Raw genomic sequence first — 15,028 nt, forward strand, 5'->3', positions numbered from 1 at the left:
AAAACGTCTTTATTTAAAGTACTGATAAACAATATTTTATGCGTAAAATCATTACAACAGCAAATGATTCAAAAGATTCGCTTTACGTGCTCATCAAGTCGTTATCAAAGTCTGAAAAACGACAATTTAAACTTTACGTAGGTCGCCTAGACGGAAACGCAGATTCTAAGTATTTACAGCTTTTTAACCTGCTGGATAAAATGAATACCTATGATGAAAGCGAAATTTTTAAGCAGAATATTGTCAAAAAACAACAGCTGTCTAACCTCAAGGCACATCTCTATAAGCAGATTTTGATCTCGCTGCGTTTGAGTCCGGCGCATCAAAATATACGTGTTCAAATACGAGAACAGTTAGATTTTGCTACGGTGCTTTATCAAAAAGGCTTATATCAACAAAGCTTAAAACTTCTGGAGAAAGCCAAGCATATGGCAATTGAAAATGAAGAAAAAAATGTGGCGTATGAGATCGTTGAGCTTGAAAAAGTGATCGAAAGTCAATACATCACGCGTAGTATGAGCACCCGCTCAGAAGAGTTGGCAAACGAAGCTAAGATCCTTAGTCAGCAGAATTTGATGACCAGCAAACTCTCTAATTTATCGCTTCAGCTGTATGGTTTGATGTTGAAAACCGGATATGTGCGTAGTGATGAAGAGAAACGCGAGATCACTCAATTTTTCACGAAGTCGATGCCCAAATATAAAATGAGCGATCTAGGATTTCGGGAGAAGCTCTGGCTGAATAAGGCCTACCTCTGGTATAGTTTTTTAATTCAGGATTTTTTAAGCTGCTTTAAATATGCCACGCGCTACGTAGAGTTGTTTGAAGAAACACCGTCAATGATCGCCCGTAATCCGGTGTTTTATCTTAAGGGAAATCATTATTTGCTAGAGTCGTTATTCTTCTTGAAACATCACACCAAATTTGAAGAAGTCCTTGCTCGACTAGAAACGCGTTTAGCCTCTACAGACTTTCCGCACAGTGATAATTTGGAGATTTTAGAATTTCTATATGTGTACTCGCACAAGCTGAATCATAAGTTTATGGTGGGTGATTTCAGTACAGATGACGGACTTATAGAAAAGATTGAAAAATACCTGAAGCAGTCGGGGCAACGCATGGATGAACACCATATAATGGTGTTTTATTACAAGATCGCTAGTCTGTATTTTGGAAATGGTCAGAATAAAAAGTGCATCGAGTATCTTGGAAAAATTATCAACAATAAATCGCTCAAAATGCGCGAAGATTTAATGTGTTTTGCACGTATTCTTAATCTTGTGGCGCATTATGAAGCCGGAATGGATTATCACTTAGAAACGCTTTTACGTAGCACTTATAAGTTTTTGATCAAGATGGATGACCTGCACGAGGTGCAAAAGGAGATGATCAAATTCCTAAGAAATCTAGGTGAGATCTTCCCGGGCGAATTGAAAAACGAATTCAAAAAACTACGCAATAGGCTAGAAATCTATGAAGATGATCCGTATGAGCGCCGGGCATTTTTATACCTTGATATTCTTTCTTGGTTGGATAGCCGAATTGAAAACCGCCCTGTTGCCGATATTATTAAAGAAAAAGCATCTTTGCTTAATCGCTAGTGTTAGAAGAAAATTCTTGTTTTGACCCAAACCCAAAATTCCTATTTCAAAAATATTCTACAGCTTAATTTAGCAATGCTCTTGGTAAGTACCAGCGGTGTTTTAGGGAGAGCGGTCACTTTGCCACCTGTGGTAACCATTGGCTGGCGCGCACTCTTAGCAGTAGGGTTTCTGTTTATATTTTTAAAATGGAAAAGGATCAGTCTAAAAATAGATCGAGAAGATTGTTTTAAGGTGATTTTAGGCGGAATTTTAATGGGCATTCATTGGGTCGCCTATTTCAAAGCATTGCAACTGAGTAATGTCGCTATTGGAATGCTTACCATTTTCACCTATCCCGCGTTAACCAGTATTTTAGAACCATTGTTGTTGAAACTTCCATTTCAGAAAATCCATTTATTTTTGGGATTGCTGGTACTCGCCGGTATTGCGTTCTTAATACCTGATCTGGATTTTGAGAATGAATATACACAGGCGGTAGCTTTTGGCTTAGGTTCGGCATTGGCATATGCCTTGCGTAATATTTTGATGAAAAAACAGGTGGAAAAATACCACGGTAGTTTATTAATGACCTATCAAGCACTTATTGTAGGAATTGCATTAATTCCATTGAGTTTTCAAACCAGTGTTGAAGCACTTCAGGAAAATCTCGTTTGGCTTTTAGCCTTAGCGTTGCTCACTACAGCTTTAGGGCATACCTTATTTTTATTGACCTTTAGACATTTTTCCATCACTACTGCAAGTATTATAAGTAGTGTGCAGCCGGTATATGGGATCGCTTTAGGGATTCTACTTTTAGGGGAAATGCCGCAATGGAGCACTATAATAGGCGGAGTTTTGATCATTAGTGCAGTGATCATAGAAAGTTTACGTAATGTTAAACCGAAAGCCTAAACGGTTGACTGTGAGTGTAAAGGAATAATTGTTTTTAAACAATCTAAATACAAATCATTCAAAATCAGCTATTTAAATTCATTCTTGCTAGAATAGCCTGTACCTTTATTTCAGTATTAATCTAAAAAAGAAACGTTATGGCTATCAGACTCGGAAATAGTTGTTCAAATTGCGAAAATTTAACAGCATCAAATCAATGTAAACTTCACGATGTACAAGTAACTGCAGGTTACACTTGTGATAGTTTTTCAATGAAAGCAGAACTTAAAAATGATCCTAATTGCGCAAACTGTGCTCGTTTTCACGGCCCTACTTGTGCAAATCCTCAGAAAGCAGCTCCAGAAATGCTATGCTCACACTGGGCTCCGCATAACAATGCAGCTTAATTTTCTGAAAGTTATAAAATTATATAGTAAAGCTCTTTCGCAAGAAAGAGCTTTTTTTATTGGCATCGCCGAAGGCTTTGAAACTATGTTCCGCTAGTCCTCAAGATCACTCAAATGGGATTTTTTTCCAAGTAATGCCTTAAAATGGTTACCAAGTGTTTCTATGGAGGCGGTTTTTTTAAAATGCAATTCCAATTTAAGCTAGAGTTATTAATCATCTAAACAGGCTCTCCACAAATTATCATCTAGTGGCGGATCTGCAATAAAAGTCATTTCTTTCTTTTGTACAGGATGTACTAACGTTAATTTGCGTGAGTGTAAATGTATGCTTCCGTCAGGATTGCTTCGGTCAAAACCGTATTTCAAATCTCCTTTGATCGGGCATCCAATCGCTGATAATTGGGATCTAATCTGATGATGGCGTCCGGTATGTAAATCGACTTCCAGTAAAGAATATGTGTTCAATTTTTTGAGTACACGGTATTCTAAAATTCCTTTTTTACTATCAGGCACTTCGTTGATGTGACTGTACGACTTGTTTTGCTTAGGATTTCGTTTTAAATAATGAACCAGCCTATCTGAAGTTTTAGGCGGGTTTTCCTTTACTAATGCCCAATAGGTTTTTTTTGCCTCTTTTGCCGCAAACAGCTTATTGAGTCTCGGTAAGGCTTTCGACGTACGTGCAAAGATCACAATGCCACTCGTAGGGCGGTCTAAGCGATGGACGACGCCGAGATAAACAGCTCCCGGTTTATTGTACTTTTCTGCGATATAACTTTTTACCACCTCGCTTAGTGGCTTATCTCCGGTTTTATCACCTTGTACGATATCTCCAGGTCGTTTATTGACGACAATAAGGTGATTGTCTTCATAAAGGACTTGAAGATTCTCTTTTGTGCTATGTATTGCTTGATTTTTCAGAGGAAAGACGACTTAGTATTGCTCATCTTCAGAAGGAAAATCAACAGCCTTTACATCAGTAATATACTGCTCAAATGCACCGGTCATCAAGGTGTGCAGGTCTAAATATCTGCGTAAAAAGCGAGGACTGAATTCTTTACTCATTCCCAGCATATCGTGCATTACCAAAACTTGACCGTCAACACCATTACCGGCGCCGATACCAATGACAGGAATAGTAAGACTTTCGGCTACTTCTTTAGCTAATTTGCTCGGTACTTTTTCTAAAACCACCGCAAAGCAGCCTAATTTTTCTAGAAGTAATGCATCTTCTTTAAGCTTCTGTGCTTCAGCTTCTTCTTTAGCGCGTACGGTGTACGTACCAAATTTATAAATAGACTGTGGCGTTAACCCCAAATGTCCCATCACCGGAATTCCAGCGTGTAGAATACGTTTGATAGACTCTTTAATTTCTTTTCCACCTTCTAATTTTAATGCGTGACCGCCGCTTTCTTTCATAATGCGAATTGCAGAGCGAAGTGCTTCTTTAGGGTCACTTTGATAGGTTCCGAAGGGGAGATCTACTACCACAAGCGAACGTTTTATTGCACGAATTACCGATGATGCGTGGTAAATCATTTGATCTAAAGTGATCGGTAGCGTGGTCTCGTGACCTGCCATAACGTTAGAGGCAGAGTCGCCAACTAAAATTACATCGATACCGGCACGGTCTAGAATTTTAGCTGTAGTATAGTCATATGCAGTAAGCATTGCGATTTTTTCGCCTTGACTTTTCATTTCGGTTAAAGATTTAACCGTGATTCTTTTGTATTCTTTTTTTGCTGCTGACATAGCACAATTTTTAAATGCGCGTAAAAGTAGTAAATTACTCACGTTTTGCCCCATAAAGAAAGCTTTGAATATAAAAGCAAGGGTGTTAATGCATTAGTATTTTAACTGTCAAACCGCTACTAAAAACCATCACTTTGAAAAGAATTATTACGCTCGTTTTTATTATTTCATTTAGCTGTGTAAAAGCTCAAGAGCCGGAGCAGGCTAAAGAGGTGGTAATTGCATTTTTTAATGCATTTCATCAGCAAGATACTTTAGCTATGAAAGAATTGGTTTATGATTCGATTAAAATGCAATCTATTGGGAGGTCTAAATCAGGCTCGGTAAAACTTTCAACTAGCAGTTTTGATTCCTTTTTACAATCGATCGCCGGGATTCCTGATACCGTAAATTTTGAAGAACGCATTCTGGATTATAAAGTACGTGTTGATGCACTGATGGCTAACGTATGGACGCCCTATGAATTCTATATAAACAACGAAATAAGCCACTGCGGAGTCAATAATTTTCAGATGATCTGGGATGACAATACCTGGAAGATTTTTTACATTGTTGATACCAGACATCAAGAAGGTTGTAAGTAATCTGCTTTTGTGTTAACGCATAAGCTATTTTATATAACTGCTATTGAATTCGGGACGAGCCTTGCGACATCTCAGTCTCGATTATCGAATAAATAGCTTTGTGTTTTTCAGTTATTTAACTATCTTCAAACTCCCTTAATAATCCCCTCGTAGCATTAATTTTAAATTCATAAACCGTGAGGGGCTCCTGTTACTTCTTCTATTTTCTTGTACTATTTAGTTTCCAGATTTGTTTCGGGCAGCAAACTATTGATACGCTGCGAGCGCCAGGATTTGGCGTTGATATGCGTTTTTTGGATCCTCTTGATCCCGGGCGTAAATCAGTTATTCGCTCAGTTCCTTTCAATGTTTTGGAGACTGAAAATAAGTTGAGTGCAGTGCTTCCTGTTGAGAAGGCTTCAGAGTTGCGCTATGAGTTTGTGCAAACCGCTTATGATTTTGAGCAAAAGATTCTGGGGCTAGATGCTGAAGATTTAGTGGCTTCAGCAAATTTTTCACAAGCGTATAATAGTACTGCCGATGCTGAGAAAAAAGATCAGCTGTTGTATGTCTATACGTTACGTAAAAAAAGCTTATTTGCGCAAGAACTTCAGCAGAATCAGATTTCTGAAAAGTTTAAAGATGCGGTCGCCCGGCTTGGTCGCGATTTGACAGCCGAAGGTTTCCTCAGTTGGTTTGGAACGCACTATACCACCCGCGTAACCTACGGTGGTCTATTTCTAACCCGTAATATTATTCGGTCTGAAGACTTTGTCAATTCTCCCTATTCAGAAAAAGAATTTAAAACCAAATTACTCATCGCAGTCGGCGAGCAACAACGTGGCGATACACTTACAGATCCTTATATTCAGTTAGGTCCTCCACAACGTTTTACGCGAGGTGGTGACTCTGAGGAGATCTGGGACGAGCGCTGGGAGCAAACCGTAACTCCCGAGAGTGCTCAAATAATCGAAGCAACCTATAAGCCGCTGACGACCCTACTCACTCCTCAAAATTTTCCGGAGCTTGATGATATAGCAGAAAAAAGAGTTTTGCTCGAGACTGCCCTTGCACGTGTGGAATCCAGAGTCAAAAACTGGCAAGCGCAAGAGCATAGTTCTTCATTCTTTCAGAAATATTCGTTGCGCTTTCGGCAAAAAGCGATCTCTGTTGTAAAAAACAGTATGGGAACGGCAGAAGAGTCTTCAAGAACCAATTATGTTGGCGATCTTTTCTTTGGAAGTTTTAATGCCAATGGGGAACCTATGAACACCAAACCTTTGATTGAGTATCAGGGGATAGACTTGAATACATTGCTAACAGATGAAGAAATTGCACTTAACAAGATTCTTGATTTTACAATTTCGCCTGAAGAATTAAAGGGATCTTACGTCAGCATTTGGGATGATACTAAAAAGTTGGTCAAAGGTGAAAACCGAACCACTTTATTTATTAGCGGACCCGAGACTGCCAGAACGGCTTTTAAGGAAGCACTGGTACAACCTGTATTTAAAGAAGTTCAGATCACTACAATTGATAATGATGTGTTTACCATCAAATACAGTTTAGAACAACTTAAAGAGCATACGCCAATTGTAGCTTCCGGAAATCCTTATAATTATGCTTTAGACTCTGAATTGGTCGCTGCTGCGGCACGCGGAGATACGCTAGCTATCGTAGATAAATACCTCGCCGGGGCATCCCGGGCAGTGGACGGCGTTATTGCCGCAGCAGTACAGAATTTTGATGATGCAACTGTACTGAATACAATTTTTGATTTTGGCGTGCAACCTACAACCAGTGATCTGGATCTGGTTTTTGATGCGGATTATTTCAGTAAAGAAAAGGCATTGACATTACTAGAACGGGGCGCAAAACCTAAGAACAATATGATCTTTAAAGCAGTTGCTTACAAAGCTCCAGAGGTGATTTATGCACTGCTTCGAGAAGGGGCAAAACCCGTGAATAATGATATTGCTTTTGCCGTTAGAAACAAAGACTACAAAGCAGTTAAAGCGCTGATGAGTGATGGGATCACTAATTTTACTGCGGATACCGAAATGCTGGCGCTCGCCGTAACTAACGCAGATGCCGATCTCGTCGAACAGTTTATTGAATTTGGAGCGGAGGCTAATGCCACTATTTTAGAAGAAGCCTTAAAGTCGGAAGGTTCGAAGCTCGTAGATCAGATTAAAAAGGTCACTACAATATCTACACAGGTTTTTGAGGTTGTTGCTCAAGCTGATGATACTCTATTATTCTCTTATTTTTTGCAGCAAGGGGAGGCGCAACTTTCAGACAAAGTGATTACCACAGCAATAACCAATAGTAATTTGGTAATTTTAGGTCAAGCGTTAGATCAGGAAGACCGTACAGACTTTTCACTAGAACAAGCCATACTTTTTAAGAACACGCCTGCGGTTAGATTAAGTCTTGAACACGGTGCAAATGCAGCCCCTGCTTTTGATTACGCTGCAGCGGAAAATGATTTTACACTTTTTAAGGAAAATCTAGATCGCTTTAACGGAGATCCTAAAACAGCCTTACGTGTTGCGGTTAAATACAACCAAACTGATTTTGCAAAGTATGTTTTTCAGCAGAAGGAAGCTGAAGTAGATCCCAATGTACACCTCACGGAAGTCGTCAAAAATGAAAATCAGGAGCTAGTGGAGTTTTTGATTTCAAAACGTGCAGATCCACAACTGGCGGTTGACGCGGCAATCCAATCAGGCAATAGCAGTATCACGCACTATTTGATTGAAAAAGGAGCTGTAGTTGAAAACCCAAATCTTTTAAAAAGTGCTTCAAAAAGCCAGAATATTGAATTGGCCAAAGTATTGCTCGAAACCCGTCAAATGGACCCTGATGCGATTATGCTAGATCTTATTGCGCTGAAAGATGCAAAACTGGTAGAAACAAATTTAAGTTATGGAGCTCAGGCTGACGCAGCAGCACTGCGGGCGGCGGTTGACTCAAAGAGTGAAGAAATAGCCTTAAAGTTGATCGAGCTTGCTGCCGATAATTTACTTACAAATACCTTGATTTTTAATGCAGTTAAAAACGGGATGCCTCAAGTGGTATCTCATTTGATCGACCGTGTTTCTAATCCAGATTATGCATATAAAGCGGCTCTAGAAACCAAGCAGGCTGAAATGTTAAACTTAAGTATTGCCAAAGGAGCAGTGACCGAAGATCAAGATCTATTTAGAGTAATGCGTGCTGATTTTCAAGAAGCAGTACCCGTTTTGTTGGATGCCGGTTTAGATCCCAAAGTGCTGGATCTTGAAGGAAATACGCTCTTACATTATGTAGTGTATAAAAGCGATAAAGAAGATATTCAGCTTATCGAGGACTTACTAGACTACGGGTTGAATATTAATGCGAAAAACAAAATAGGAGAGACCCCACTGCATTGGGCGGTAAAAGGCGGAAATCAAAATACAGAGATCATAAAAAAACTACTCTCCAATGGAGCGCTTGTTGAAGCACAAACCATAAAACGGCAAACTGTTTATGATTACGCCGAAGACAAATCCATCAGACAGTTATTAAAAGAGAGTCTTTACCGCTAGCAATCGCTGAGCGCCACATTTACCGCCAGACCGCCTTCGCTGGTTTCTTTGTATTTAGAGTTCATATCTTTTGCTGTTTGCCACATCGTTTCAATAACTTTATCCAGTGGCACTTTGGCATTGCGAGCATCTGTGTCTAAAGCCATTTCACAAGCGTTAATAGCCTTGATGGCACCCATCGCATTACGCTCTATACACGGAATTTGAACCAAACCTGCAATAGGATCACAGGTTAGTCCTAAGTGATGTTCCATTGCGATCTCACTTGCCATTAAAACCTGTTCCGGTGTGCCGCCCATTAATTCGGTTAAGGCGCCGGCTGCCATTGCGCTTGAAACTCCTATTTCAGCTTGACAGCCTCCCATCGCGGCAGAAATAGTAGCTCCTTTTTTAAATAAGCTACCAATTTCACCGGCTACCAGCATAAATTGTCTGATGTCTTCAAAGTTGGCATCGTGATTCTCAATAACCATATAATACATCATCACCGCCGGGATCACACCCGCGCTACCATTTGTGGGAGCAGTGACCACCCGACCTAAAGAGGCGTTTACTTCGTTTACAGCAAGCGCAAAGCAGGAAACCCATTTGAGAATTTGCCTGAACTTAACCTCGGTACCGCGAATTGCAGTGATCCATTCTTCGGCATTGGTGTAATTACTGTCACCGATTAAGTTTTTATGCGAATCAAATGCCCGACGACGTACATTGAGTCCGCCCGGTAATGTACCTTCGGTGTGGCAACCGGTGTACATAGAATCCAGCATTACATTCCAGATCTCCTTCAGTCTAAAATTGATCTCTTCCTCAGTATTCAAGGATTTCTCATTCTCAAGAACGAGTTCAGAGATTTTTAGATTTTCGGCCTTACAATAGGCTAATAATTCTTTTCCTGATTGTATAGGGTATGGAAAGCCTTTAAGTTGTTCTTGTTTTATCTTAGAGCGTTTGCGTTCTTCTTGCACGACAAAACCACCGCCAATAGAATAGAACGTATCTGTGGTGCGTTTGCCTGAACTCAACTGAGCTCTAAACGTGATACCATTAGGGTGAAAAGGTTTAAATTTTTTGTTGAAAATAATTTGAGTTTCCGAATCAAAATCTAGTAAACGCTCGCTATTAAAGCTCAGTTTCCTCTCTTTTCGAATACGCTCAATAACACCGCTAATATCTTCAATAGGAAATTTTTGAGGGTCAAGACCTTCTAAACCCAGCAACACGGCGATATCTGTAGCGTGCCCTTTTCCTGTAAGCGTAAGCGAACCATAAAGCTCTACGGTAATGCGCTCAACGTTGTCAAATTTACCCTTATCCTTAAGTTTACTAATCCATCTGCGAGCAGCGCGCCACGGCCCTAGCGTATGCGAACTAGAAGGACCTACGCCAATTTTAAGCATATCAAAGACGCTAATGCTCTCGATTTTTTTCATAGGGTATATTTAAGACGAATTATAGGGTTTTATTTGGCGCCAAATATAGGATTTTAGATGATGCTACATCGTTGTCATAGGTTGAAAAATCAATTGTTTTGGTAAGGTAAATTGGATTAATTAACCGGCATTGAAAGTCATTGTTTGACCAAATTTATTTAGAGCATCAATAGGAGTAAATGATAAAACTTAGGTTGCAGTAGATCAAGGTAGAACACTACGTCAATTGAAATTTAAACATTTTTATAAGGAAGCTTTAAGAGTGTAAGGCTGCGCTAAATTGTAATTTGAAGCTGCAAATTATTCAAATTACACTCATGAAATTTTTTATAAATGAACCCCAAAATGTCGTCAATGAAGCGATCGAGGGGATATTGACTGACCCTAAACTTACTAAACTTGATAATTTTCCTGAGGTGCGGGTCGTGCTCAGAAAGGAGGTTGATGCCAATAAAGTATCTGTGATCTCAGGAGGTGGAAGTGGTCACGAACCGGCCCACGCCGGATTTGTAGGCGAGGGAATGCTTACCGCTGCAGTGTGCGGCGACATTTTTGCATCTCCTTCTGTCGATGCGGTGTTATCTGCGATCGTGGCTACAACCGGAGATCAAGGCTGTTTGCTTGTGATTAAGAATTATACGGGCGACCGACTCAATTTTGGCCTGGCAGCAGAGCAAGCTCGTGAAATGGGATATAAAGTAGAAACCGTGATTGTGGGCGACGATATCGCACTTGGTGAAGATGTGGAGCAGCGTGGCCTTGCCGGAACGCTATTTGTGCATAAAGTCGCAGGATATTTGGCAGAAGCCGGAAAAGATCTTGAAGAAGTTGCTGCAATGGCTCAAAAAGTAGCCAGCCAGACGTGGTCTATAGGTTTATCCTTAGAAGAAGGAAAAAAGTTTGAACATCCCGAAGCTTCGCGTTTAGAAGATTCTGAGGCTGAATTAGGACTCGGGATTCACGGCGAACCCGGCGTTGAAAAGATTAGTATGCAAAATGCAGATGTGCTGGTGGAGAAAATGTTGAAGAAGCTAACACAATTTTTACCTGATGAGAAGCAGGAGTATGCCTTATTGCTTAATAATTTAGGAAGTGTCACTCCTTTAGAGATGAGCATTCTGCTTAATAGTTTTAGTAAAAGTGAGCTTGCTAAACATGTGAAACTTTTGGTTGGGCCGGCGCAGTTGATGACCTCACTTAATATGAATGGTGTTTCAATTTCGGTGCTGCAATTAGATGATGAGATTACCGAAGCACTAACCGCAAAAGTACAGCCGGCAGCTTGGATGATCAGAACGTACGCCGAAAAATCTTCGGTTGAAAGTCCGGAGTTGCCTAAGACGCTTCCTTATAAAGCTTCTAGCAATAGTGAGGTTTCCAAAGCTATTAGTGCCATAACTACGATGCTGATTGAATCAAAAGATCAACTCAATGCTATAGATGAAAAAGTAGGGGATGGTGATGCCGGATCAACTTTTGCCACAGGAGCAAAGAAGCTCCAAGAAGTACTAGATCAACTTCCGCTAGCCGATTATTCGGAATTACTTATTACTATAGGCCGCATTTTAGCTCGGGAAACCGGAGGTTCAAGCGGTGTATTACTTTCTATTTTATTCACTAGAGCCGGAAACGCATATAAAGAATCCCGACATTTAGGTAAGTCTTTGTTAGAAGGACTTGACAAAATGAAAGAGTTTGGCGGAGCCGAAGAAGGGCAGCGAACGATGATAGATGCGTTGCGACCTGCTTTTGAAGCACTAGCTGAAGACAAAAGCATTACCGAAGCTGCTAGCGCAGCCCGAAATGGCGCTGATAAAACAAAAGAAATAACGCAGACTAAATTTGGTAGATCTTCTTATTTATCCGAAAATTCCTTAGAAGGAATTCCTGATCCCGGGGCCGAAGCTGCAGCACGTGTCTTTGAAGAGTTGGCTTAAAACCTACAAAATTGACACTAGAGCATCGACCTTTTGTGCGTTGTTGTCTGAATTATAAAAGATGAAATTTAAATTTATGACAGCTTGTCAGCAAATTTCTACTGGCATAAAGATTGACTTTAACAGGCTGAATAAAATTTAATAACACTTAAAATTATATATAATGAGTAAAATCATAGGAATTGATTTAGGTACAACTAACTCTTGTGTTGCCGTGATGGAAGGTAACGAGCCGGTGGTTATACCTAATGCAGAGGGTAAAAGAACTACTCCTTCTGTAATAGCATTTGTAGAAGGAGGAGAGATTAAAGTAGGAGATCCTGCAAAAAGACAAGCAGTGACTAACCCAACCAAAACGATTTCTTCTATCAAGCGTTTTATGGGGAATAAATTTAGCGAGTCTTCTAAAGAGGTTGATGCTTCTGCTTACCAAGTAGTAAAAGGAGATAACGATACTCCACGTGTAGACATCGACGGTCGTTTATATACTCCACAAGAACTTTCAGCAATGATTCTTCAGAAAATGAAGAAAACTGCTGAAGATTATTTAGGACAAGAAGTAACCGGAGCTGTAATTACTGTTCCTGCTTACTTTAACGATTCTCAGCGTCAAGCAACCAAAGAAGCTGGTGAGATCGCAGGTCTTAAAGTAGAGCGTATCATCAACGAGCCAACATCTGCAGCACTTGCTTACGGTCTTGATAAAAAAGACAGTGATCAAAAAATTGTTGTATTTGACTTTGGTGGTGGTACACATGATGTTTCTATTCTAGAATTAGGTGATGGTGTATTTGAAGTACTTGCTACTGATGGTGATACACACTTAGGTGGTGATGATGTAGATAGCAAAATCATCAACTGGTTAGCTGAAGAATTTAAGGCTGAAGAAGATATGGATCTTCGTAAGGATCCTATGGCACTTCAACGTTTAAAAGAAGCTGCTGAAAAAGCAAAAATTGAGCTTTCTTCTTCAAACCAAACTGAAATTAACTTGCCTTACGTAACGGCTACTGCAAGCGGACCAAAACACTTGGTGCGTACGTTAACCCGTTCTAAGTTTGAGCAGTTGATTGACGATCTAGTGAAAAGAACTATTGAGCCTTGTGAGTCTGCACTTAAAGCAGCAGGTCTTTCTAAAAGCGATATCGATGAGATCATTCTTGTAGGTGGTTCTACACGTATCCCAGCGGTTCAAGAAGCTGTTGAAAAATTCTTTAACAAGAAGCCAAGTAAAGGAGTAAACCCTGATGAGGTTGTAGCAGTAGGTGCAGCAATTCAAGGTGGTGTATTAACTGGTGATGTAAAAGATGTATTGTTACTTGATGTAACACCACTTTCTTTAGGTATTGAAACTATGGGTGGTGTGATGACTAAGTTGATCGAAGCAAACACTACGATCCCAACGAAGAAGTCTCAGGTATTCTCAACTGCAGCTGATAATCAACCAAGTGTTGAAATTCACGTACTGCAAGGTGAGCGTCCTATGGCAAATGACAACAAAACAATTGGTCGTTTCCACTTAGACGGTATTCCACCAGCACAGCGTGGTACTCCTCAAATTGAAGTTACGTTTGATATTGATGCTAACGGTATCATCAAAGTAAGTGCAGAGGATAAGGCGACTGGTAAGAAACAAGATATCAGAATTGAAGCTTCTTCAGGTTTAACAGAAGAAGAAATTCAAAAGATGAAGTCTGAAGCTGAAGCAAATGCTGAAGCAGATAAAAAGGCTAAAGAGAAAGTAGATAAATTGAATGAAGCAGATCAAATGGTTTTCCAAACTGAAAAACTATTGAAAGAATCTGGTGATAAATTATCTGCTGATAATAAGACCAAAATCGAAGGTGCTTTAGAAGAATTGAAAAAAGCGCATGCTACTGGTGAGGTAGAAAAAGTGCAGCCGGCTTTAGATAACTTAAATGAGATCTGGAAGTCTGCTTCTGAAGAAATCTACAAAGCTCAAGCTGAGGCACAAGGTGGAGCACAACCTGGACCTGATGCAGGTCAAGCAGGCGGTGGTAACGCTGAAGGAGCTTCTGGAAGTGACGTAGAAGACGTAGATTTTGAAGAGGTTAAATAAGCCTTCATAATTAGAGAGAAACCAACTAGTTTGGTTGTTTAATACTAAAACCCCGATGCATTTGCATCGGGGTTTTTTATTGATGTTACGGCCACTAATTGTTAAGTCTTGTCTCTGTAAAGGACCTGCTTTTTGAGAATAACTGCAGAATTGCTTATCGTGGTAAATACTTTTTACATCCCTAAAGTACGCTTAACCTCAGGCATTAGGTCTTTTCCTTTTGCCATAACAAGACCAGCATCTTTAGAAGAATCTAATACGTAAAGAAAGCCAAGATTATCGGCTACTTTAGTCACAAGCTCTCTAGCTTGTTGTTTTACCGGTTCAAATAATAGTTTGCGTTTTTCGGCGATTTGTTTTTCAATATTCTGTTGCGTTTGCGCCAGATTGCGTTCAATAAGTTCGAGATCGCTTTTGCGTTTTTCATTTTCCGCAGGAGAAAGTGTAGAAGCTTCATCCTCATACTTCACAAACTTTGCCTGATACTCTCTATACGAAGTCTCAAAATCGCGTTGATACGCTTGTCTTAAGCGATTAAGCTCCGCCTCGGCTTCAGAGGTTTGCGGCATTAGATTGATCACTTCTTCCATATTGATATGTGCAACAGTTCCTTGTGCACTAAGTGTAGTTGCAATAAAAAAAGCTAGGAGGAAGGCGAGGTGTTTAAATTTCATTTTTGGGGAATTAACGATGTTCATTTATTCTAGTTATGCGTATTAAGGACGCTGTTCAGTACACGGTGTTTCAATATTTGAGCCAAAACTCAAAATATTCTTAAACAGAACCCGTAATATAATGGTTCTTTGCAATTTT

Annotated in this window: 11 protein-coding genes; 7 read left to right on the forward strand and 4 right to left on the reverse strand. The window is 40.0% G+C overall.

What is annotated here, in order from left to right; genetic code table 11:
* The first annotated feature begins 38 nt into the window (after window positions 1-38).
* The 3 genes from LDL79_RS14485 to LDL79_RS14495 all read left to right on the forward strand — a co-directional run bounded on the left by LDL79_RS14485 (window position 39) and on the right by LDL79_RS14495 (window position 2,881).
* Entirely contained in the window at window positions 39-1,601 is a 1,563-nt protein-coding gene (locus LDL79_RS14485; protein WP_225598224.1) for a hypothetical protein, read from the forward strand.
* Between the two features lie 21 nt (window positions 1,602-1,622).
* Window positions 1,623-2,495: a DMT family transporter gene (locus tag LDL79_RS14490; RefSeq protein WP_317197757.1), complete on the forward strand. Its 873-nt coding sequence runs from the start codon at window positions 1,623-1,625 to the stop codon at window positions 2,493-2,495.
* Window positions 2,496-2,632: 137 nt separating this feature from the next.
* Window positions 2,633-2,881: a hypothetical protein gene (locus LDL79_RS14495; protein ID WP_072979377.1), complete on the forward strand. Its 249-nt coding sequence runs from the start codon at window positions 2,633-2,635 to the stop codon at window positions 2,879-2,881.
* Between the two features lie 210 nt (window positions 2,882-3,091).
* On the opposite strand, the gene LDL79_RS14500 is transcribed toward LDL79_RS14495, so the two are convergent.
* Together LDL79_RS14500 and panB are read right to left on the reverse strand one after the other, a co-directional pair.
* Window positions 3,092-3,802, reverse strand: a complete 711-nt coding sequence (locus tag LDL79_RS14500; protein WP_225599982.1) for an RluA family pseudouridine synthase — start codon at window positions 3,800-3,802, stop codon at window positions 3,092-3,094.
* A gap of 12 nt (window positions 3,803-3,814) precedes the next feature.
* Window positions 3,815-4,633: a 3-methyl-2-oxobutanoate hydroxymethyltransferase gene (gene panB / locus LDL79_RS14505; RefSeq protein ID WP_009780553.1), complete on the reverse strand. Its 819-nt coding sequence runs from the start codon at window positions 4,631-4,633 to the stop codon at window positions 3,815-3,817.
* A gap of 134 nt (window positions 4,634-4,767) precedes the next feature.
* On the opposite strand from panB, the gene LDL79_RS14510 reads away from it, so the two are divergent.
* Together LDL79_RS14510 and LDL79_RS14515 are read left to right on the forward strand one after the other, a co-directional pair.
* Window positions 4,768-5,217 (forward strand): nuclear transport factor 2 family protein, encoded by a 450-nt coding sequence (locus LDL79_RS14510; protein ID WP_225598225.1) that lies wholly within the window; start codon window positions 4,768-4,770, stop codon window positions 5,215-5,217.
* Between the two features lie 284 nt (window positions 5,218-5,501).
* Window positions 5,502-8,768, forward strand: coding sequence for an ankyrin repeat domain-containing protein (locus LDL79_RS14515; protein WP_225598226.1), 3,267 nt, complete (start codon window positions 5,502-5,504; stop codon window positions 8,766-8,768).
* On the opposite strand, the gene LDL79_RS14520 is transcribed toward LDL79_RS14515, so the two are convergent.
* Entirely contained in the window at window positions 8,765-10,198 is a 1,434-nt protein-coding gene (locus tag LDL79_RS14520; RefSeq protein WP_225598227.1) for an L-serine ammonia-lyase, read from the reverse strand. The genes LDL79_RS14515 and LDL79_RS14520 overlap by 4 nt on opposite strands.
* Before the next feature lie 317 nt (window positions 10,199-10,515).
* On the opposite strand from LDL79_RS14520, the gene LDL79_RS14525 reads away from it, so the two are divergent.
* Together LDL79_RS14525 and dnaK are read left to right on the forward strand one after the other, a co-directional pair.
* Complete coding sequence (locus LDL79_RS14525; protein ID WP_225598228.1) at window positions 10,516-12,135, forward strand: dihydroxyacetone kinase subunit DhaK; 1,620 nt, start codon at window positions 10,516-10,518, stop codon at window positions 12,133-12,135.
* Window positions 12,136-12,298: 163 nt separating this feature from the next.
* A complete protein-coding gene (dnaK, locus tag LDL79_RS14530; protein WP_072979363.1) occupies window positions 12,299-14,215 on the forward strand; it encodes a molecular chaperone DnaK in 1,917 nt (638 codons plus the stop codon).
* Between the two features lie 173 nt (window positions 14,216-14,388).
* Here the strand turns inward: dnaK and LDL79_RS14535 are convergent, their stop codons facing one another.
* Window positions 14,389-14,889, reverse strand: coding sequence for an OmpH/Skp family outer membrane protein (locus LDL79_RS14535; RefSeq protein WP_225598229.1), 501 nt, complete (start codon window positions 14,887-14,889; stop codon window positions 14,389-14,391).
* Window positions 14,890-15,028: the final 139 nt, after the last annotated feature.

This window comes from Leeuwenhoekiella palythoae, assembly GCF_020310025.1.
GTDB classification, from domain to species: domain Bacteria; phylum Bacteroidota; class Bacteroidia; order Flavobacteriales; family Flavobacteriaceae; genus Leeuwenhoekiella; species Leeuwenhoekiella palythoae.